At 44.8% G+C, this 20,349-nt stretch carries 27 protein-coding genes and 1 pseudogene; 13 read left to right on the forward strand and 15 right to left on the reverse strand.

Translation table 11 applies throughout. From position 1 onward, the window contains the following. Positions 1–18: 18 nt before the first annotated feature. Genes IMZ31_RS18900 through IMZ31_RS18915 form a run of 4 tightly spaced genes read right to left on the reverse strand, consistent with a single transcriptional unit; the run spans position 19 to position 1,017 of the window. Positions 19–234, reverse strand: a complete 216-nt coding sequence (locus tag IMZ31_RS18900; protein ID WP_207531079.1) for a hypothetical protein — start codon at positions 232–234, stop codon at positions 19–21. 15 nt (positions 235–249) lie between these two features. Then, positions 250–480, reverse strand: a complete 231-nt coding sequence (locus tag IMZ31_RS18905; RefSeq protein WP_207531081.1) for a hypothetical protein — start codon at positions 478–480, stop codon at positions 250–252. Further along, complete coding sequence (locus IMZ31_RS18910; protein ID WP_207531083.1) at positions 473–658, reverse strand: hypothetical protein; 186 nt, start codon at positions 656–658, stop codon at positions 473–475. The genes IMZ31_RS18905 and IMZ31_RS18910 overlap by 8 nt, the downstream gene beginning before the upstream one ends. After that, entirely contained in the window at positions 658–1,017 is a 360-nt protein-coding gene (locus IMZ31_RS18915) for a hypothetical protein (RefSeq protein ID WP_207531084.1), read from the reverse strand. Before IMZ31_RS18915 ends, IMZ31_RS18910 begins: the two co-directional genes overlap by 1 nt. Positions 1,018–1,349: 332 nt before the next feature. Here IMZ31_RS18915 and IMZ31_RS18920 point away from each other — a divergent pair, with 332 nt between their 5' ends. Further along, a complete protein-coding gene (locus IMZ31_RS18920; protein ID WP_207531085.1) occupies positions 1,350–1,832 on the forward strand; it encodes a hypothetical protein in 483 nt (160 codons plus the stop codon). A gap of 86 nt (positions 1,833–1,918) precedes the next feature. Here IMZ31_RS18920 and IMZ31_RS18925 read toward each other — a convergent pair whose 3' ends face one another. From IMZ31_RS18925 to IMZ31_RS18935, 3 genes are read right to left on the reverse strand one after another with little or no spacing between them, the layout of a single operon-like run. Further along, entirely contained in the window at positions 1,919–2,125 is a 207-nt protein-coding gene (locus IMZ31_RS18925; protein ID WP_207531086.1) for a hypothetical protein, read from the reverse strand. 3 nt (positions 2,126–2,128) lie between these two features. After that, positions 2,129–2,482 (reverse strand): hypothetical protein, encoded by a 354-nt coding sequence (locus IMZ31_RS18930; RefSeq protein WP_207531087.1) that lies wholly within the window; start codon positions 2,480–2,482, stop codon positions 2,129–2,131. 25 nt (positions 2,483–2,507) lie between these two features. Beyond that, positions 2,508–2,711 carry a hypothetical protein gene (locus tag IMZ31_RS18935; RefSeq protein WP_207531088.1) on the reverse strand — a complete coding sequence of 68 codons (204 nt, stop codon included), beginning with the start codon at positions 2,709–2,711 and terminating at the stop codon, positions 2,508–2,510. Positions 2,712–3,069: 358 nt separating this feature from the next. Here IMZ31_RS18935 and IMZ31_RS18940 point away from each other — a divergent pair, with 358 nt between their 5' ends. Beyond that, complete coding sequence (locus IMZ31_RS18940) at positions 3,070–5,061, forward strand: ZmpA/ZmpB/ZmpC family metallo-endopeptidase-related protein (protein WP_207531089.1); 1,992 nt, start codon at positions 3,070–3,072, stop codon at positions 5,059–5,061. A gap of 33 nt (positions 5,062–5,094) precedes the next feature. On the opposite strand, the gene IMZ31_RS18945 is transcribed toward IMZ31_RS18940, so the two are convergent. Beyond that, complete coding sequence (locus IMZ31_RS18945; RefSeq protein ID WP_207531090.1) at positions 5,095–5,583, reverse strand: hypothetical protein; 489 nt, start codon at positions 5,581–5,583, stop codon at positions 5,095–5,097. A gap of 213 nt (positions 5,584–5,796) precedes the next feature. Here IMZ31_RS18945 and IMZ31_RS18950 point away from each other — a divergent pair, with 213 nt between their 5' ends. Further along, a complete protein-coding gene (locus IMZ31_RS18950; RefSeq protein WP_207531091.1) occupies positions 5,797–7,230 on the forward strand; it encodes an RNA-guided endonuclease InsQ/TnpB family protein in 1,434 nt (477 codons plus the stop codon). Here the strand turns inward: IMZ31_RS18950 and IMZ31_RS18955 are convergent. Both IMZ31_RS18955 and IMZ31_RS18960 read right to left on the reverse strand, forming a co-directional pair. Next, positions 7,227–7,430 carry a hypothetical protein gene (locus IMZ31_RS18955; protein WP_207531092.1) on the reverse strand — a complete coding sequence of 68 codons (204 nt, stop codon included), beginning with the start codon at positions 7,428–7,430 and terminating at the stop codon, positions 7,227–7,229. The two genes, IMZ31_RS18950 and IMZ31_RS18955, sit on opposite strands and share 4 nt — an antisense overlap. Positions 7,431–7,505: 75 nt before the next feature. Further along, entirely contained in the window at positions 7,506–7,868 is a 363-nt protein-coding gene (locus IMZ31_RS18960) for a hypothetical protein (RefSeq protein ID WP_207531093.1), read from the reverse strand. A 211-nt stretch (positions 7,869–8,079) separates the two neighbouring features. Between IMZ31_RS18960 and IMZ31_RS18965 the strand changes: the two genes are divergently transcribed. From IMZ31_RS18965 to IMZ31_RS18975, 3 genes are all read left to right on the forward strand, one after another. Next, positions 8,080–8,574, forward strand: coding sequence for a hypothetical protein (locus tag IMZ31_RS18965; protein WP_207531094.1), 495 nt, complete (start codon positions 8,080–8,082; stop codon positions 8,572–8,574). 33 nt (positions 8,575–8,607) lie between these two features. Then, positions 8,608–9,108 (forward strand): hypothetical protein, encoded by a 501-nt coding sequence (locus IMZ31_RS18970; RefSeq protein ID WP_207531095.1) that lies wholly within the window; start codon positions 8,608–8,610, stop codon positions 9,106–9,108. Positions 9,109–9,238: 130 nt separating this feature from the next. Beyond that, complete coding sequence (locus IMZ31_RS18975; RefSeq protein ID WP_207531096.1) at positions 9,239–9,682, forward strand: hypothetical protein; 444 nt, start codon at positions 9,239–9,241, stop codon at positions 9,680–9,682. Between the two features lie 59 nt (positions 9,683–9,741). Here the strand turns inward: IMZ31_RS18975 and IMZ31_RS18980 are convergent, their stop codons facing one another. Then, positions 9,742–10,275, reverse strand: a complete 534-nt coding sequence (locus IMZ31_RS18980) for a hypothetical protein (protein WP_207531097.1) — start codon at positions 10,273–10,275, stop codon at positions 9,742–9,744. 220 nt (positions 10,276–10,495) lie between these two features. Further along, positions 10,496–11,020 (reverse strand): hypothetical protein, encoded by a 525-nt coding sequence (locus IMZ31_RS18985; RefSeq protein WP_207531098.1) that lies wholly within the window; start codon positions 11,018–11,020, stop codon positions 10,496–10,498. Between the two features lie 177 nt (positions 11,021–11,197). Here IMZ31_RS18985 and IMZ31_RS18990 point away from each other — a divergent pair, with 177 nt between their 5' ends. Continuing rightward, entirely contained in the window at positions 11,198–12,571 is a 1,374-nt protein-coding gene (locus tag IMZ31_RS18990) for a hypothetical protein (RefSeq protein WP_207531099.1), read from the forward strand. Positions 12,572–12,615: 44 nt separating this feature from the next. Here the strand turns inward: IMZ31_RS18990 and IMZ31_RS18995 are convergent, their stop codons facing one another. From IMZ31_RS18995 to IMZ31_RS19005, 3 genes are all read right to left on the reverse strand, one after another. Beyond that, positions 12,616–12,780 carry a hypothetical protein gene (locus IMZ31_RS18995; RefSeq protein WP_207531100.1) on the reverse strand — a complete coding sequence of 55 codons (165 nt, stop codon included), beginning with the start codon at positions 12,778–12,780 and terminating at the stop codon, positions 12,616–12,618. 105 nt (positions 12,781–12,885) lie between these two features. Further along, positions 12,886–14,400: a methyl-accepting chemotaxis protein gene (locus IMZ31_RS19000; protein WP_207531101.1), complete on the reverse strand. Its 1,515-nt coding sequence runs from the start codon at positions 14,398–14,400 to the stop codon at positions 12,886–12,888. Positions 14,401–14,477: 77 nt separating this feature from the next. Continuing rightward, positions 14,478–15,248 (reverse strand): alpha/beta fold hydrolase, encoded by a 771-nt coding sequence (locus tag IMZ31_RS19005; protein ID WP_207531102.1) that lies wholly within the window; start codon positions 15,246–15,248, stop codon positions 14,478–14,480. A gap of 203 nt (positions 15,249–15,451) precedes the next feature. Between IMZ31_RS19005 and IMZ31_RS19010 the strand changes: the two genes are divergently transcribed. The 6 genes and pseudogenes from IMZ31_RS19010 to IMZ31_RS19035 all read left to right on the forward strand — a co-directional run bounded on the left by IMZ31_RS19010 (position 15,452) and on the right by IMZ31_RS19035 (position 20,213). Next, positions 15,452–16,252 carry an NUDIX hydrolase gene (locus tag IMZ31_RS19010; protein WP_207531103.1) on the forward strand — a complete coding sequence of 267 codons (801 nt, stop codon included), beginning with the start codon at positions 15,452–15,454 and terminating at the stop codon, positions 16,250–16,252. A 14-nt stretch (positions 16,253–16,266) separates the two neighbouring features. Beyond that, the gene (locus IMZ31_RS19015; RefSeq protein ID WP_207531104.1) at positions 16,267–16,827 is read left to right on the forward strand and encodes a cysteine hydrolase family protein; all 561 of its coding nucleotides are present in this window, start codon (positions 16,267–16,269) and stop codon (positions 16,825–16,827) included. Then, positions 16,824–17,930, forward strand: a complete 1,107-nt coding sequence (locus IMZ31_RS19020) for a nicotinate phosphoribosyltransferase (protein WP_207531105.1) — start codon at positions 16,824–16,826, stop codon at positions 17,928–17,930. Before IMZ31_RS19015 ends, IMZ31_RS19020 begins: the two co-directional genes overlap by 4 nt. Then, positions 17,930–18,097 (forward strand): annotated as a pseudogene (locus IMZ31_RS19025) (nicotinate (nicotinamide) nucleotide adenylyltransferase); the annotation flags it as partial. The gene IMZ31_RS19020 and the pseudogene IMZ31_RS19025, both read left to right, overlap by 1 nt. 113 nt (positions 18,098–18,210) lie before the next feature. Then, positions 18,211–18,618, forward strand: coding sequence for an IS200/IS605 family transposase (gene tnpA, locus IMZ31_RS19030; protein ID WP_371825518.1), 408 nt, complete (start codon positions 18,211–18,213; stop codon positions 18,616–18,618). Between the two features lie 2 nt (positions 18,619–18,620). Further along, positions 18,621–20,213, forward strand: a complete 1,593-nt coding sequence (locus IMZ31_RS19035) for an RNA-guided endonuclease InsQ/TnpB family protein (RefSeq protein ID WP_207531108.1) — start codon at positions 18,621–18,623, stop codon at positions 20,211–20,213. The last annotated feature ends 136 nt before the right edge of the window (positions 20,214–20,349 follow it).

The raw sequence follows: 20,349 nt of genomic DNA on the forward strand, positions 1-20,349 counted from the left end.
TCTGTCAGCATGTCGTTTTTACAAATCCCAGCTCCCGTAAGACCAGGTGTTTACCCGTTTCTCACAAGCGTTGCACCATTTTTCCTTGCTCACGATTCCTAGGTTTTCATAGCCATGGTTTCGATCTTCAAGATCCGAACTCTCGCACCATTGGCACTTGATGGGTTCCAAGTCTCCCGCTCTCATATACCCTTCATCGATCTGCTCCTGAATCCATTCTTCCATCGTTTCCATATGTGTTCCTCCCGATTATTTGTACTGGGATTCTTCGTCTTTCTTGGTGGTCCAGCCTTTATCGTAAGCGCCCTCGTTGTAATTATCCCAGCATTGAAGGCGAATGCTTTCAAGCAAATCATCGTATTCTTCCAACGTGTGTTCTTTTCGTTCGCTTTTATGTGGTTTCCCTTCCCACACGAAGTGTTGAATCATACGGGCCAAGCTTTCATATCCCTCGATCATATCACGGCTTACACTACTCATGTGTTTCATCTCCTTTTTTGTATTGAAACGCAATGACCCCCGATTCGCCTTCTCCCTGGTACCAATTCAAATTGCTCTCGAATACACGGGCGTATCCCTGTTCTGTGAGATCATTCAAGCGATCTTCCAGCGCCTCTGGTGTGAGGCCGAAAACATCGACGACTCTATACGGTTTCATTATGCGCCCTCCTTAGGGGTGTTTTCTTCCATGATGTGTTGGAGTTCTTCAAAAAGGGTGTTTCCAACGTCATCTTTGTGGAAGGAAACTCGTCTCTTCACCTCACCTACCATAGATTTTAGTTCCCTGTTCTCTTTTAATAAACGAGTCATTTCCGTTTCATATATCCCGCCCTGGTGCAGACTTTCTTCTCCCGCTAATTGATGGCAGAAATCACGTAAGCGCTCGATCTCCTGGATCAAGCAAAGCGTGAACTTATCGGCTTCGTAGCCCCAATCCTCGCCGTATCGCTTCACTGAAACGATGCCGTTGTCGTTTGTCACTTCGTATTTGCCATCTTCAATCATAAACGTGCTCATGATCTCATCCCTTTCTTCTAACTAGTATCTTCCTAGCTTTTCTCTTACTACCAGTATAGTCGATGGGGGTGCCCCTTTATGAAAAAACTTCTCTAGCAACAGCAGGGGGTGTGTACGAGAAGGAAAAATCTGCGTATAATGGGCGACATGACAATAGAAAGGAGAATGATGTGTTGCTATCAGAGAAATGGAAAAACCGAAAAGGCGTGAAGCCTGCTATTTTAACGGCAGGACTTATCGCGGCTTTATTGCTGGGAGGATACATAGGAAGGTCCACTCTCCAAGTATAAGCGGATGGAGACGTTCTTACATATGAAACCTTGCGTTCCCGTTTGAGTGATTTAGAGGATAAAAAAGAAGAGCTCACAACAATCGAAAAGGACCTTAAAGAAAAGGAAGAGGCATGGGATGACGCGGAAGCGAAATTTGAAGCGCTGCGTGAGTTAGAAACCAATAAAAACAACATGGTCAGCCAAAAAAAAGACGCCAAGGAAGAACTTCGTTCGCTTGAGGAGCGTCTCGAAACGAAGACAAGTGAGTTGGAAAAGATCAAAACACGAATTGTTGAAGCAAAAGGCAAGCCGATTGTCCTGGGAGCTGGTCATTATGATATGGGGAAGGATTTGCCCCCTGGACGATATAAAGCAGAACCCGTAAGCGGTTCGGGAAATATGTTTATTGGCTCTGACGTGTATGAACGAGAAGCAGGAATTACGCTTGGCATCGATCACGGCGAATCCTCCTTTGTGTTTAAAGCGGTAAGCGGAGATTCCATGCGATTAGGGACGAGTGTGAGGTTTACCCCGATTCAATAGGAATAAAGAACAAAATAAACACGAGAACGAAAAATAAAAGAACGTTCAAAACGCACAGAACAAATGTCTGTGCGTTTTTTTGAGAGTTAAGGTTCTCTTTTTGTTTCTTTTTCATACCATTCTTTTGACAAAATGCCTTTTTCGATTCGCTCTGCATCATAAAGAACGAGCGGGAGAGGGCTCCCATGTTCATTCACGCCAATATCAATCGCTTCCTGCAAGGTGTCGGCTGAGACAGTGAGATAAAGATAAATATCGTGCGTCTCATCCTTCAAAATCACTCGATACGCCATGGATTACCTCTCCACAACAATCTCTTGATTGCTTCGGATAAGGTTCGTTCGTTGCATCTCATCATAACGGATTTCGGCGTATTGAACGGGGCTGGACCCGTTATTTGAGGCGAATGATTCCAGGTACGATATAAATTCATCCCGCTTCTCGTCGAATCGGTTCGACATCTCTCGTCCGTCATAGCTGCCATCTGGCGCTATAAAAAACGAATCCACATGATTCATGTTGGAATGAACCACTTCGGATACTAGCGTGTCGAATAAGGATTGAGCCTTCTTGTGAACTTTCCATAATACATCGCCGTTTGGGAGATCATCAACGCTCACCAGGATCGCATGGTGAACAACTTCTGACATTAGAATCTTCCTTTCTGTTGGAATGTTAGGGTTCTACCACTTTGACTTCTTCATTGCTTAAGGCCAGCGTACGCCCTTCCACTTCGATTTCGTAACACCCAAATGGATCTTTCCATGTTTCGAAGGTGTGATCTTCATATTTTTCTACCAGCTCCAAAAAATCTGAAGGATACATAGCAGAGCTATTTAGAATGTTTTGCTTACGGAATTGAACGAGCACTTTTACCACATCCCTGTCTTCTTTTTTTGTTTTTCCTTATGATATACGATATGTAGGGAGAACGGGAAAAAGAAGAGAAGGAGCAATTCCATTGAGATCGACGGCATCGAACCCTTTACGTATATCATTGAAGTGCGCCTCTAGGGTAATCAAGAAACCGCAGAAAAGGTGGGTGTAAAAGCACAAGAGCTTACAGAGGCCTTTCAGGAGTATTTGGTTTTGAGGTTTCAAGTATCAGGTTATATAAGCAAATAAATGAAAAAAACCACTCACCTGAGTGGTTTTTTACATGCAGAAAGGACACCTTCCTTTTATAAAAGGAACAGTACAAATAAGCAGGAATCCTCTAGAGAGGGAGGGGATCGAATTGAAATACGTACTGGCATTCATAAGCGGAGTATTCATCACTTTGGGAGGGATCGGGACGGTTTACGCAGAACCCTCTACGGTGATCACGACGCTTCAGGAACTTCAGGACATTAAAATGAATCCAGATGGTCATTACGTGTTAGGGAATGACATCGAGGCAGCAGAAACAAGGCTTTGGAATTATAACGGTGACGGGACGTATGCAGGTTTTGAACCGATAGCCGATTTTACGGGAACGCTTGACGGAAACGGGTACAGCATTCGGAACCTGTATATAAACAGAGGTGATGAAGCTCATGTTGGGCTTTTCCGTTCTGTAAGGAGTGGTGGGAAAATACAAAATCTGGCGCTCGAGAATGCCTATGTAAAAGGATACGGAGCTGTCGGAGCCTTGTGGGGGTATGCCTCATTTATAGGAGGTGTTTCGAACGTTTTCGTAACAGGAACGGTCATCGGCGATCCCACACAATCAAGTGTGGGAGGCGTAGCGGGGTACACCAGCTGGGGGGAAGGGAGTAATGCAATCAGGGATGTGTACGCCAATGTTTCCGTCCAAGCTGGAAGCAACGTGGGAGGAGCTTTTGGGAAAATTCAGAGAACAGAGCTTATCCATGTATACAGCATGGGACGTGTTACCGCAACAGGCAAAGTAGGCGGAGCTGTCGGTCACATGAACACAGGCCCTGGACTGTCCACATTAACGGGCGTTTATTGGAATAAGGATACATCAGGGGTTGAAAGTTCTCCATATGGGGTTCCGCTATCCGACGAGGATTCGAAAAATGCGTCTTCGTTTGCTGGATTTGATTTTTCTGACGTCTGGACCATGGACGAAGAGGAAGGATACCCTATCCTGAAAACCCAGCAGTCCAAACCCCCTCAAGCTGAAAATGTCCCTCCTGTTACGGGTGTTGAAATTACCCAGAAAGAGGGGGGTGTCCTGGTTCAGTGGTCAGATGATGGGGAAGATTATGAAACGCTTGTGTACCGAGACGGAAATCGGGTGGCGACGGTGGATGGGTTTTCCTATTATGATCGGGATATAAAGGAAGAAGGAAATTACATTTATCAGGTGTTTCGTCAAAATGCCCTTCGGTACCAATCGGTTCCAGAACAGGCGATGATTGCCGTAGAGGACATCACCCCACCCTCTTACCCTGAAAACATTCATTTCACCGAAAAAGAAGGGAAGCTCCGTATCACATGGTCCAATCCGACTGAAGAAGATTTCGATCGTGTAGAGCTTTACCGCGGAGAGTCGCTTTTGTTATCAGGGCAGGCAACAACGTACGAAGAGACCTCTCCTGGCCATGGAGTTACGGTAGACTATGCGATCAAAACGGTGGATAAGAAGGACAATCACTCTGAGCCCCTGTTGTTTTCCTACACTACCAAAATCAGAGAAGAGGTGCCCTTTTCAGTCGTCAAAACGCATGACAGCCTTTCATTTGGTGTAGATGTTACCCGCTACCCAGGGGCGCATATGATGGAGGTCGTAAGAGAGGGAAACGTTGTTCACAAAGGGGATTCGTTCACCTATGAGGATAGGGAGGTGAAACCAGATCACGTCTACGCGTACGCCTTTACCCTTTATGACAGAGAGGGGAGCGTGTTAACGCGTTTCGGACACGAGGACAGAACACTAAAAGCGCCTGCGTCATCCCATGATGGGTCTGTTGTTCCAGAGGGCAACCCCATCGAAACAAGAAATGAAACAGGAATGGTGAAGAGAGAACAGGGTATCGTTCAGGACGCGGAAGCGGAAAGATCGGAAGAAAAGAGGGTGGACAACAGGGATGAGGGATCTGATGCGGAACAGGCAACAGAGGATGAGGGACTAACAGATCAAAAGAAATCAGACAAGGGACAAGAAGCGAAAGTGCATGAAGAGGAAGGTTCATTCCCTGTTGCCATGGTGGTGACAGGAGGGCTGCTTCTTCTGTTCGGGGGAGGGGCTCTCTTCATCTGGACAAGAAAGCCGTGGAAATAGAAAAAAGCCGCTCGAGCGGCTTTTTTTGTTTCCTTACGCTAACGTTAAGCGTTTTTTCTTCATTTCCGTTTTATTCAGACTTCGGTAAAACCGATCATCCGTTGGATGGGTGACGACCAATTCTTCTTCCAATAGTTCCTCTAACACCAGATGGATGAAACGTTTGAAGGCTCCCCCTCCATTTTTTCCATCAAGGGTCGGATACGGTGTGGAGTAGGGACGGAGTGCTTTGAACAAGCCTCGACGCGTGGTTTGAAGGTCCTGAAACAAGATTTCTCGGTATTCGTTTTTTCGTTCCAGCAGTTTGTGGAATAGTTCTTCTTCAGAAAGATCATAGATCGTTTCGTACGTGTCTGTACCGCGGAATGTGATCAGGGAGGAGGAGAGAAGAGCTGCTTCGATATCTCGGACGCTCTTTTCTATAACTGGGCCCGAAAGGTTCATCGGATGGCAGTATAAGCTCTCTTTACCTCGGCACGCCGTGTAGGCGGAACCATTGAACTCAGGCTCCCTCATCGTCATCGTCCTCTCTTCTTTTATTTCCACTCCTCGTCAAAGTAGCCTGGATCCTTATGCGTATCCCAGTCGTTGATCCGAATCGCTTCTATCAAACATAACCCAGAGTACCCCTTCAAAATCTTTGATTTAGTGGGGGGTGAATGGGTCTTTTTTATTCCCCGCCTTAATGTTTTGCTTCATTTGAACATATACTAGATGTATAGGGAGGTGGAAAATATGACTTACGAAACTCAACAGATTTGGATTAAGAAAGGCCATAAGATGTACGGCTATTGCCAGTCTTCCTGCCAAAACGCAAAAAACATGTACAATACAACCAACTTCTATATACGGCAGGTATTTACCGCTCTTCAAAGCGAAAAACCGTTACAGCCCCTTCAAGAAGAAGTCTTAAACGAGATCAGAACCAATCTTGACGGGATGAATGAGAATCAGCTCCTTGCGTACAAACGAAAGCTAGAAAAAGAGAATAAGAAACCAAAAGAGGAACGCAAAGAGATTAAAGCGAATCTGTTCCAATTGCCAACAAAAGAGAAGCCGTTTCTTTCGTACGGCTTTTTAGATGCTCTGTTTAAATACAGGGTTCAGGCTGATTATCGTTCCCTTCCCACCCAATCCAGTCAGTGGATCATGAAGAGTGCCTTCGAGGACTGGAAAAATTTCTTCAAGTCCCTTCGGGACTATAAAAAACTTCCTCATAAATATAAAGGCAGGCCCAATATTCCAAGCTACTCCAAAGCCAGTCAAAAAGAGCTCCTCCTAACCAATCAGGACTGTACAATCAAACAGGATAGGTATTTAAAATTCCCAAAAACCAAAACCAAGCTCAATATTGGGAAACTCGGTCATAGCGGGAAGAAACTGAAACAAGTTCGCATTATTCCGAAATACAATCACTACGTAATCGAGGTTGTATTTCAGGGAGAGGAAACAGATCTTTTAGAGGACAATGGGCGGTATATGGGGATTGATTTAGGCGTAAACAACCTTGCAACCATCATTACAAACACAGGGATGACCCCTGTTTTGTATAAGGGCAAGTGTGCAAAAAGCGATAATCACTACTACAATAAAAAACGTGCTCACTACGTGGGGATTCTTCGGCATGGACAAAACGAAAAAACAGGTTTGTTTTCATCCGCGCGTTTAGAACGACTTCACCGTAAGCGCTTTTTAAAACTAAAGGATCAGTTTCATAAGGTGAGCCATGGAATTATCAGGATCGCCTTAGAAGAAGACGTAAACACGATTGTCATCGGGAAAAACCTTGGATGGAAGCAAAGCGTCAAAACTGGCAAAAGAAACAACCAAGCGTTTTGTCATATCCCCCATACCCTGCTTATTAACATGATCCGTTACAAGGCGGAACGCCTTGGAATTACCGTTAAACTCGCAGAGGAAAGCTATACGTCCAAAGCAAGTTTTTTAGACGGGGATGATCTTCCTCTATATAAAGAAGGAGAAACCCATGTGTTTAGCGGGAAACGAGTCAAACGAGGGTTGTACCGTACGAAAAACGGCATTCTGTTGAATGCCGATGTAAACGGAGCCTGTAATATCCTAAGAAAAGTAGTTCCAGATGCCTTTAACGGGCTGGACGGAATAGAGGGGTTGTTTGTGTCAACTCCACGGGTGTTAAGCGTCCGTTAGGACGATACATCTGAAACCCCTTCAAAATGCATAGCATTTAGTGGGGGAGTATTCATGTCTTGGCCAATGTGCTCCAAAAATGATTCCACTTCAGCGTCAACTTGGAAATAAAGGTCGGCATCTCGTTCCACAGTCGTCGGATTAACTTCCCCTTCCCAAATCTCAATATGACCCAGTCGGTTGTAGTTCCATGTGATCATCATCCAGCCTCCTCAATCATTTTTGTGGTAAAGAAAGAACGAAGCAGGGGCTTCGTTCTAGGAATAATCGTTCTCTTATGATTCAATTCCAAGGTAATCGCATACTCGGAAATCAATGTCCTGGTCGATAGTTTCATGGTTTTCATAGAGATCTTTAATGAGCTCGATTTCAAGCTCAGGGGTAACCTTCTCAATCTTTCCGTCTTCTTTTAAATGCTGAAGCGTGTCGCGAACCTGTTTCAGGATCCAGACGACTTCAACAGGATGATAGTCTTCTAATTCACTCGGAATGGAGTAGTAGTCTCCCAACTCGATGCCGCTATCTTTTGCCCATTCCATTTCATTTTCAAATTGCTGACTGGCATCTGCCTGGAACTCTTCTGCAATGCCACCCAGTTTTTCATCATCCACGTGAATAATCGCTAATTTGATTCCCATCTTGTTTCCTCCTTTAATGTTCCTGTCTTTTTATTCCTCTTTATTATAGTAGGGTATCACAGGCAGGGGTAAAAAAGCGGCCACTTTTTTTCGCCGAGTTCAAATCGAATCACGACAAAAGACCTCACGAATTGACAAAATAATTGAAAAATTATACAAAATAACCATATAATAGAGTTGGAAAAAGGAACGATGGAGGAGTGAGGAGAAGATGCCGTTATTTGTTGTGATCGAGGGAGCAGAAAAAATAGCCACGGTTCGAGCGAAACATGAAAAAAATGCGCTTGATGTGTATGCCCGTAACAACATCGATGATCCCCTGTTTCGGGAAGAGGTGGAGTCCATGGCCGTAAACATGAGTCTGATGGAACATTTCTTCAAAGATGAGCACGGCCATTTCCTGGATGATATCGGAGAGGCTTCTGAGCGGATTTCAGGGATGAGAGAAGAGGAGCGGAAAACCTATATCAATAACTGGGTGGAACGAAACGCCCGCGCTTTTTGGGGAGATGAAATCCAGTATGCACATGAATACATGAATGAATGGCACAAATCTTTAAGAGATGAAACGTATCAGCCTTCCTACTCCGATGCGTTTCTCATTGATACGTTTAAACGGCTCGTCGAAAAGGGGCTTTTTTTCGGTGAGGTGAAGGTGGTTCCGATTGACGAATCCCTTTCCTATCAACTTTTACAAGAAAACTGAAAAGATACCGAAGGAAAGACAGGAGGAATAAGAATGAAAACATTGTACGCTGTGATTGTGCCTGACCATAACATCACGATCGTTCGAGCACAATCCGAAGAGGAAGCATTTGATTTGTATGCCCGCGAGAATATCAATGATCCTTTTTTTCTCGAAGAAGTGGAATCGATGGCGGTGAATGCCAGTTTGATGGAAAAGTTCTTCCATGATGAGAAAGGAAGCATGTTTGATGATTATAAAGTGGTGCCAGACAGACTCTCCCAATTTAGTGAAGAGGAACGCCAACGTTATGAAGACAGCTGGATTCGTAAAAACATCCGTGCATTCTGGAGTGACCGACCTCGTTTTGCGGAGGAGTACATCGAAGAATGGGAGAAGAGCAAAAGGGATGAAAATTATACCCCTCTGTACACAACCGAATTTCTCGTCGACACCTATAAAAGACTGGCCAAGATGGATAATTTTTATGAGGATTTCAAGATTGTCCCTATTGATGAAACGAAAACGATTCAGGAATTACACGGGTTCGATTAATAGGAATCAGCATGATCCAAAAGACGCCCTTTCCAGGGGCGTCTTTTTTATCGAATCCGACCTCAGATCTAATTTGTTGTTTGAATTTTCTGATCTTTATTCGTACAATAGGAGCGGGGGTAGGGTTAATATGGTAAAACTGTATGCCGTTGTAACTAATGGTGACAATTGGGAGGTTGTACAAGCAGATTCACAAGAAGAAGCGTTTGATTCCTACGTTCGTGAACATATCGATGATCCTGATTTCAAAAATGATATACAGTCGATGGGGTTGAACGCCACACTGATGAAACGGTTCTATTGGGAAGTCCCCGATGGATGGAGGGGGATGGAAGGGGAAGAAGATCGAAACATCTATGAAAACAAGTGGATGATCCATAATATCAACCAATTTTGGCATGATGCTCCGCGTTACGCCGAGGAATACATAGGAGAGTGGCAGAAGACTCTTCGCGATCCGCATTATGCTCCCTCCTTTTCAACCGAGTTCTTGACGGATACGTTGAAACGACTCATCCGAAGCGGAGAGTGCCTGGAACACTTCAAAATCCTAAAAGTGGATGAGGGAGATTGAGACAGAAATGTACATAAGAAAAAAACAACCAGTCCATAGGGTCTGGTTGTTTTTCAGTTTTACGATATGGAACGAAAGAATCCGAGATCGGCATCTGCTGATTCCCGTTTGCATTTCGGGCAGTTTCCTTTGCAATCACTGTCCCAGCATCCTCTTGATTCGTGGAGGAGCAAGGCTTTCCCGCTGTCTGCTTCCATTGTCACATAACTCATTTCCTCGTCATAAAAATCCGCTCTCATGCTGAGACCGAAGGTTTCGGTCATGCGCACAAGCTGAGAAAAATCATGATCTTGAAGATGCCCTCTTCCCTCTACGTTCACATGCAACACACGGCTTCCTTTTTTATAAATAAGAGCAGGCCGATCGTGGCGTGGCTGGTAGTTCTCAAGTTTCGTTTCTCCGTGAGACCCTTCCTTCGTCCACATGAACTTCATGCAGGCTAAGTCTGCCTGCTTCAGTAACTCGTACGTGTCTTCTTCCTTGTGGTACACATAATCTTCACGTGTAATGTTCGTAAAACCCTCTCTCAAAAAATGCAGGATATTCTGGGGTGGTCCGATTAATTGCAGTGTACCTCCATTGCTGATGCCCATTATGTTCTTCCTTCCTCTTTTGTGATATCTCTACTATATGCAGGGGAGGGTCGTTTATGAAGAAATGAATCAAGGCTTTATTGGTCAATCTATCAAACATAACCCAGAGTACTCCTTCAAATTGCCCAGCGATTAGCGGGGGCTCATCCGAGCGGATGATGGAGATCGCATCATACATAAGAAAGAAACAAAAAAAACAGACCATTATGGTCTGGTTTTTTTACGAAATAGAACGAAAACCGATTTTTGCAGGTACTCGTTTGCATTTCGAACAGCTCCCTTTGCAATCATCATCCCAACATCCAATCCAATCATGACGGAACAAAGTTTTCCCGTTATCGGCCTCCATCGTCATAAATTGTCCATCTTCATCATGAAAATCGAGGTGTATACTGAGTCCAAATGTTTCGCTCATGTCTACAAGGGGAGAGAAATCATTGTGGTCAAGATGTCCTCTTCCTTCTAACTCTACCCGCAAAAGGTGGCTTCCTCTTTTGTAAACGAGAGCTGGTATGTTGTGCCGTGGCTGGTAGTTTTCGAGGTTAACCTCACCAGGAGACCCGTTTTCTGTCCACATGAGGCTCATGCCTGCTAAATCTCCTTGTTTTACTAATTCATATGCGTCTTGTTCCTTATGATACACATAGTCTTCAGCTGAAATATTACTGAATCCCTCTCTCAAAAAATGCAGAATGTTCTGGGGTGGTCCGATTACGTGCAGGGTTCCTCTGTTGCAGATGCCCATTATCATCTTCCTTCCTATACGGTTGTTCGTCTACTATATGCAGGAATGGGTCGTTTATGAACGAGTCACAGGTGCGGATAGGTAAATTTATACAACATAAAGGGCTATATCCATGGTACGATGGAACCAGACAATGAGGATAACGAAAGGACGTGTGCTCTTTTTATGGAGACGAGGATGAACACGAGACATAAGCGTCGAAAATCATTTTTTCAAAGGTTTCGGAACAGAAAAAAAGGATGGTGGTTATCCCCCCTCCTGATCGCAATTCCTATCTTGTTCGTCATCCTGTTTATCAAACATGAAATACACCTTCGAACAGCGGCTGAGGATTTGACGATCGCCATGGCAGCAACAACGTTAATTGAATCTCCAGAAGATATCACGGTAGATGTATCGGACTTGAGGAAAATAGAAAGTTCTCTCGGTTTTCGAGACGCAGGAGATTCCTACAAATTTCAAGCAAAGATACAATGGGACGGAGTTAATAAAGGTCAAATCACAGAAGAAGTTGATCTTGCAGAATGGAACGATGGCGTTATAAGAGTGGGGTGCGATGGGTGCATTCCAACAAACGAAACGACGACAGATGAAAAACTCGATCGATATTATCACATTAATGAAATCACATGGGCCACTCAACAATACTATACGAACGATATATCGAAGAAAGAAATGAAAAGAGTTCACGAAAAAGCTTACAAAGAGCTGTACGATTTGCCCGCCTACAAGGATAAAGGAGGGGCTCATGACCTTAGAATGGTGGCAGAGCATCGCTTAAAGGATTCACCCGCTCCGATGTTTATCCCCTCACGAAACAGCGTGGAGGAAGAAGACGTAGCCTCAACCACAGAATCCTCTCAATCCCAAACGGAAAATGAAACCGCATCGGAGAACGAAGCGGTTCAAAAAGAAGAAGAAACAGCAGGAAACGGGTTCTCCCTGTCTGACAAAACCGTGCGTTATCAAACGGATATCCAGGGGACAGACGGAACGTATACGCTTCATATCTACTCGACGAACGAAAATACCCGAACCGCTGAGACTTCGTGGGCGGGAGCTCAGGCAGGGGACACCCTTCATGAAGGGGAATACCAAACAGCGGTTGGGCGGTACGGGGAAGGGCCGATCACTCCATCTATATCACTTGGGAACCTCATGTTAAACGAGAGCCAAAAAAACGTTTACGTGATCCGAGGAAATCCTGATTTACTTGTGACCTCACAAGTTGAGAGTTCCAATTTTGCAAGTATCGGGCTATACGTGGTCCAGAACGGAGAAGTCGTTGAAATCAGGGGAGAAGACGGGGGTGATCTATACGCCATGCCAGGCGCGATCAAACGTATGCCGTCTGGAGAGATCCAAATCTTCACCTACAACAACGCAGAGGGTTCATGGCATACACGAGACTTTTCGGTTAGCCTGACTACGAAACGATTAGAACTGAACAGCTGGTCGACACTCAGTTTTGAATCAGGGCAGAAGATTTACCAGCGGTTTATGAATGAGCCGAATTTTGTGTATCAGGAAGATGAGTATGTAGCGCAATAAGAAAGTAAACAACCAAAAAGCCTATCAGGGATAGGCTTTTTTCATTATTTATCGCACGTTTCTTTTTGGCAACGCTCGATTTCTTCAACGAGACACAAAACAAGTTTGTCCGTTTCATAGGAACAAATAACTCCGTTTCGCCATACCGTTACCACATCCTTTTCTTTCATGATCTGATAGGCCCCGTGATCAATGGAAATGGGTTTCAACTGCATCCCCCCTTACTCACAATAATGGAATTATATTGTAATTTTAACAGACAGGCTGGCGGTACTCCCAGTCTTTTTACAACATCTATTATTTAGGACCAAGAATCATCCCTGAAGAGACTCGACCTGTCTTGTCAGCGTTTCGAAATCTGAGGTTATGTGTTGAATTTTAAAGCGGACCCGCTGGAGTTTCTCGTTCATGACTTCGATATCTTCTCCGTTGTTCTCGGAAGATAATGTTAAGGCCCCGATGTCTTCTGTCATGTTTTGAACAGAAGAAGCAAGAGAGAGGATGAGGGTGTAGACGTGTTCAACCTCCCTCACAGACTTTCGGCTTGTCTCCTCGACTCTTTGAAACGCGCCCTGCACCTCGTGACGATGCGTTTCACTGTCGGCTATGGTTTCGCGGTAGGCTTTTATGCTTTCGGATGTTTCAAGCGTTCGTTTGTTAATCAGTGACAGAACCTCTTCAATCTGACGGGTAGAGAGATTACTCAGTTCCGATAAGCGTCTGATTTCTTCTGCGATAACAGAAAATCCCCGCCCGTGTTCACCCGCTTTCGCGGCCTCAATCGATGCGTTTAACGCAAGGAGGTTTGTCTGACGCGATAAGGTCTCAATCATGCTTGTCGCTTCTTTGATGGAATCCGTATCACTGAGGAGTAATTCTGAAAAATCAAGACTGTCTGAGAAGTGAGAAGTGAGAGTTTCCATTTGTTCACTTAACTCTGCTGAGAATCTTCTGCCTTCCCTGACAGACTCAGAGGATGCTTCACTTACCTCTTTCATGGTGGAAGAGGACCCTCTCAGCTGATCGATTTGTTCCGTCATCGACTCCACAGCGCCTTCCAGGGATTGAATATGATGTTGCTGGGTTCGGAAACGACCTGCCATTTCGTCATAAAAGAGCAGGAGATCTCTGTTTTCCTCATCCGTTTCAGCTACATGCTGATGGAGGTTGGAGCTGAATCGGTTCAGAGCTTCTCCGTTTGAGTGAACCGCTTGAAGGGCTGTTTCCGCTTTTAGGTGATTGGATGTTGCTTCTTGTTTCCCTCTCTCGAGTTTCGTTTTAGACTCCTGAACCTGCCATACTTTGAACCAAAGAGCTGCGCCAACGAGGCTGTAAATCCACGACCAAATGACCACAATGCGAATGTCATAACCAAAGAAACCCTGTTCGGGATAGAGGAGGAAAAAAAGCACCATTTCCATGATTCCAACGAGAATCCCAAATCCGATGACTTTCCAATCCTCATAGATGCTCGTGTAACTGAGGACAATGAACAGGCAGAAGGTCGATAAAAAGCTGATCACTTGAAAATTGTAGTCCTGGCCTTCCATCAAATACTGGAATCGTTCAGGATGCCCCTGTGCCCAGTTGATGGAGAAGTAAGCCGCGAGAAATAAAAGGGAAGAACTCATGTACGGGGTAACGCGAAGAAACGTTTTGGTTCGATAAGAGATGAAACTGATGAGGGCAGCCAGGAGGATGGGAAGGATCAGACCAAGGGTAAACCACAAAAATGTCCTCAGTACCAGACAAACCACAAGGTCACAAACCGCTATGATCACGCACACCCAGAAGGCTGTTTTTTGCTTCTGGACCAGAGCATCTTCCATAATGAGCCCTCCTTTTTTTCAGGAAGACTACACACAACGACGCAATGAAGCAATTATTTGACGTTAAAAAAGCCTCGTCAAGAGGCTTCATTTCTTAAAAACTCCATCATCTTTTGGTTGAATTCCTTTGGCCTTTCCATGTTGCACATATGTCCGCATCCTCTGATGTATTCAAGCTTTATGTTTTCTCGTTCCAGGTCTTCTTTTAAGGCGGGCACAATGGTATGGTCTTCATCTCCAGACAGAAAAAGCCTCGGTACCGTTGGTTCACCTAGTGGATACGCGATGAAAACGTGTTCCATTCGATTGATCGCCTTCATCCAGCTCAGAAAATTAACGCGTCCCATAGAACTCCCGTATTTCTCAATGATGTGATTACTGGGAGCATGGTTCTCGTTTGGCATCATATAAACCATCAATCGCCGAAACATAAACCGATAGGGGGCAACAGGCAGAAATGAGAAGGCCATCCGCTTCACCCGTTTCGCCCGTTTTGTAAATCGAGTGACTGCGCCACCTAATACAACCCGACGGAAACGATGGGCATGGTTTTTCATAAGTTGATGAATGACGACGGTCCCAAGCGATATCCCTACAAAGTGAGCCTGACGAATCTCCAAATGATCCAAAACACCAATGACTTCATCCGCCGCATGTTCATATGGGCGAGTTGGGTCTGCGGGAATATGAGAGGATTGAAAATGTCCAGGGAGGTCAATCAGAAGCACATTGAAATCTTGCAGCAAGGCGTCCACCTGATCCTGAAAGATAAAGTGGCCCGTGCAAACCGCATGGAGACAGACAACCCATTCCTTATGGCCTTGATCGATTTTCTTGAAGTAAAGCATACGGTTCACCTCATTTTCCATTTTTAAAAGACGTTTTTCTCTATTGTACTGACGTTTTTGGTGAAAAAGCCATTATTTGCCTTCTTTTTTGCGATCTGTTTTAAAAGTTTTAAAAAAAGAGGGGTTTCTGTTCTTTTTTTCGGAAAACTAGGATATACTATAATTAACAATATGACAATTAATAATTAAAAGGAGGGGTCAATATGAAATGCCACCAAACAGAACAGGAAACACTCGCCCATTACAACAGCGGGGATTACGTGACACCAGACGGGTATACAAGCGATATCGCTCTATTCACCATCCTTTCTGATAAAAAGGAGCGTTACAAACCACCCGAGCATACGCTGATGTTGATGCTTATCCGTCGGGCCGAGGTGGATGCGGAAGGAAATGCCAACGTGGAAGGCGGGAAATGGGCACTGCCAGGCGGATTTGTCAGGCCTGACGAGAATGCCCTTCAGGCGGCTGTTCGTGAGTTGTCAGAAGAAACAGGGATTCAGGAAGGGTCCCTTAAACACTTTGATACGTATGATGAGCCAGGAAGGGACAAAAGGGGCTGGGTCCTTTCGAACGCCCATTACGCGATTGTTCCAGAAACCTCTTTAAAAGAACGCAAGGCGTCCGATGATGCTGACGATGTGCGTTTATTCACTGTTAAGGAAGCGTTAAAACTGGATCTTGCCTTTGATCACCATACCATTATCAAGGATGCCCTCTGGTACATTAAGAAAGATTTGATGCTGACAACAAGAGCGAAAGTCTTTTTGCCAGAGGAATTTGTACTATCGGAATTACAAGGCGTGCTGAAAGCTGTCACAGATAATGCGTTTGTTCATCTGGATTCGAATTTCTTCCGTAAGATGCCGAACTTGCCTTTTATCGAACCTATTTTAGAAGATGGGGAACCAAAAAAAAGTAACCGTCACTCGAAAGTGCCAGCCAGACTGTATCGGTTCACCGATTATGAACCATTTGTTTCGATTTATTCTGCCAACTATTAAAAGGAGGGGTTGTTATGAAAAAAGCGTTAATTGTGATTGATTATAGTAATGATTTTATCCACGAGGATGGAGCTTTATCTTGCGGGGTGGCGGGTCGGGATATTGAAACGGCTATCACCAAGCTCGTTACGACATTCACGAAAAACGGGGATCTTGTGGTTCAGGCGGTGGACGGACACAAGAAGAATGACTCCTATCACCCAGAAACAAGCCTTTTCCCGCCACACAATATATATAACACATGGGGCAGGGAGTTATACGGAGAAGTTGGCCGAACGTTTCAGGAAGGTGTCCACGTATACCTCGACAAAACCCGATACAGCGCCTTCGCTGGGACACCATTAGAACTCCTGTTACGGGAGCGCGGGATTGAAGAGCTTCATCTTGTTGGAGTGTGCACAGATATCTGTATCATGCATACGGCTGTTGATGCCTACAACAAAGGGTTCCGTATTGCGATACACGAGGATGCCGTAGCGAGTTTTGATGAAAATACGCATCATGTTGCCTTAAACCATTTTAAAACGTGTCTCGGGTCAGAGGTTGTCCGAGGAAAAAAGGAGGGGTCTCAATGAGAAAAGAAATCGACCGAAAACTAAACGGCGAAATTAAGCGGCTCAGTAATGAAACCTTTAAGTTTGATACACGGGTCGGAGACGGATGGTACTCCGCTGTTTATTTCTTAAAAACGCGAGAAATCGCAGAAAAGTACAAAAAAGATCAGATTGTAACCATGCAATTCTTCCAAAAGAAACATGCCATCCTTTGCGGAATTGATGAAGCGATCGCTATCCTCCATACGTTTGCTAAAAATCCTGAAAACTTAGAGATTACCGCGTTAGAAGACGGGGATCCGATCGAGCCATTTGAAACCGTCTTAACGATCACAGGGCCTCATCACACATTCGGATCCCTTGAAGGGATTATCGACGGGATATTAGGGAGACGTACGAGTGTGGCGACCCATGTGCATGACGTAGTAAAGGCAGCAGGAGAAAAGCGCGTCATTTTCATGGGCGATCGGGATGATCACTTCTCCAATCAGGCTGGCGACGGGTATGCCGCTTATATCGGGGGCATGAAAGCACAAGCCACGCATGCGATGAATGAATGGTGGGGAGAAGAAGGGCTAGGTACGATGCCGCATGCGCTTATTCAGCTGTTCGGAGGCGACCTTGTTGAAGCATCGCTTGCGTATAGAGAAACGTTTCCAGATGATGATCTTATTGCACTTGTCGACTACAACAACGATGTCATTGGCGACTCTCTTAAGGTAGCAAGGGCTCTAGGAGGCGACTTGAAAGGGGTGCGCGTTGATACGTCCAAGACGATGGTCGATCAGTATTTCTTCAAACATCAGGATGTATTAGGTCGATTTGACCCAAGAGGTGTGAATGTAACGCTGATTAAAGCATTGCGTGAGGCCCTTGATGCGGAAGGGTTTCAGGAGGTTCAGATTGTTGTATCAGGCGGATTCACGAAAGATAAGATCAAAATGTTTGAGGAAGAAGACGCGCCAGTTGATGTGTATGGTGTCGGAAGCAGTCTTTTAAAAGTCGATATCGGATTTACGGGGGACAATGTGTTGTTGAACGGGAAAGATGAAGCAAAAGAGGGGCGTGTGTACCGACCGAATCCGAGGCTTCAGCCTGTTTCGTATCAAAAGGAGGGAGAGTGATGGTGAAAATCGGCATCTACGGCAGCAGCTTTGATCCGATTACAAACGCTCATTTATTCACAGCCAGCTCTGTTGCGCATCGGGCGAAGTTAGACCGCGTCATCTTTTTGCCCTGTTCAGGCAAGCGAAGGGATAAACAACTTCAGACGGAAGACTATCACCGTTTAGGTAGACAAGCGGGAATCCTCGGTTTTTTATAGCCGAGATGAAAGCGACCATGTGTTGTGATTTTTTTGTTTATATCGGTATAAGTAGTAACTCTTCTGCATAGACTATGTGTATGAAAACATTAACCCACGCAAGAACATGTGTTTATAACGTCAATTATCATCTGGTTTGGTCGGTTAAATACAGGAGAAAGGTACTGGACAATCGCATAGAAACACGCCTGAAAGAGATTTTCCAGGCTGTGGCGAACGAAAAAGATTTTATCGTCCAAAAGGTAGAAGTCGGTGAACAGGACCATGTTCACCTTTTTGTGAGCGCCCATCCTAAGGTTGCCCCTTCCTATATGGTTAAAATGCTGAAGGGGATATCGGGAAGAAAATTGTTTATGGAGTACCCCGAACTAAAAGAAAAGCTATGGAAAGGACAACTGTGGAACCGTAGTTTTTACCTGGAAACCGTTGGTTCCATCTCTGAAGAAACCATTAAACAGTATATTGATAAACAAAAGAAAGGAGGGTAAGCATGGCCACCAAGACGAAGTCGGTCTTTTTATACGGAAATCCCACGAAGGTTAAACAGGGGTATTTCGGGGAGACCCAAAAAGCTTTTACCGCGCTTGTGAATTTCTTTATAAACGAGATGGTTCAGGATGAAACCTGCACGCTTGATCTCCTGAATAACAACCCTAAGTCTCCTCGAGTCAGAGCGCTTGAAAAAGCGAAACGACATACCCACCCCCTCGGTTCGGGATATGGGCAAAACGCCATAGATTACGCCGTTAAAGAACTTCATAACCATCTTATTCGCATCAAAAACAAACTGTACGGGTACGTCGTTCACAAAGAAGAACACCTTAAACCCTACCTTCAGTCCATCGGACTGTTCCATGCGTGCATACGGGATGAGGATGGAATCGAAACCCTTCGAACCCTTATGGGATACGAACAGGATAAGAAAAAGCCTAAAGAGGAAACCCTTCAATTCTATAAAGATCTGCTTAAAACCTTACTAAGTTTCTCGGAGGAGGAACGACGCCAGCACCGAGAAGACGTTCGTATGCTGTATCGGGAAAAACTCGAAAACTGGAAGATTCCTTTTATTAAAAAGGCAACCGTACAGATGGACACACGAGTATGCTCTCTTGAAAAATCAGAACAAACTTGTAGCGATTATGTCCTCCAAGTGAAGTTGCTGGGGAGTTCAAAATGGATCGAAATGCCCGTAACGGGCAGCCGTAGAGGGGTAAGACGATTGGACCAGTATAAAACGGGCTCTCCCTCGTTTTCCCTTCGGAATGGAAAACTAAAGGTAACCGTACCGTTTAAAAAGAAAACGAGAACCTATAAACCAAAAACCGTGATCGGTCTGGATGCAGGAATAACCGATTTATTGTATTCCTCAGAAGGAGAACAATACGGTAGTTTCAAAGGGATGGACCATTTTTATAATGAAAAGGTGCAGCCGAAGCTTCACATGCGTTCTAACCTTCGAAATAAAATGCGATCCTACCAAAAAGAGCTGCACAGGGATGGGGTTACAGAAGAACGTGAAACTGTCTTACGTGAGAAAATCCATCACATGGCTTCCATGCTAAACGGGCAGAAAAAGGTGTCCAAATGCCGACGCGTCTATGCCCATGAGGTGAATCGCAGGCTAAACAAGGCTGTAAACGGAGTGATGAAAACCGTTCAAAACCGAAAGGTTTTGGTGGCGATGGAATCGCTTGACCTGACAGAATTCGATCGAGGGAAAACAAGCAACAGACGAGACTCCTCCTGGATCAGAGGAAAACTAATCGGGAAACTGCAAGAAAAACTCGATTGGAAGGGAATCGCTTTTAAAGAAGTCGACCCTGCTTATACGTCTAAAGCGTGTCCTGTTTGTCATCATATTGACGATCGTAATCGAAACGGAAAGATGTTTGAATGTACCGTGTGCTTTCATACGTCTGATGCGGATTACAATGCCAGCGTCAATATCGCCCTTCGGGCTCTAGACGTGGAACTAGAAAAGATTACACAGGACTATGCCTATCAAAAGAAAAAACGCCATGATCGAATCAAGGCGTTGTATCGAAAACGGCATAAGATTTATTTACAGAAGTTATCGGCTTAATTGCTGGTAACCATATGAACCTCTTATCCTGATAGATCAGGAGACAATCTTCGAGATACCCGTAAGGGTCAATCCGAAGGTGCTACCCTTTGTTTCTCGGTTGAATGCGTTGCTTCTATACGGACGGTTCGATTGA

It is taken from the genome of Pontibacillus sp. ALD_SL1, from assembly GCF_017355605.1.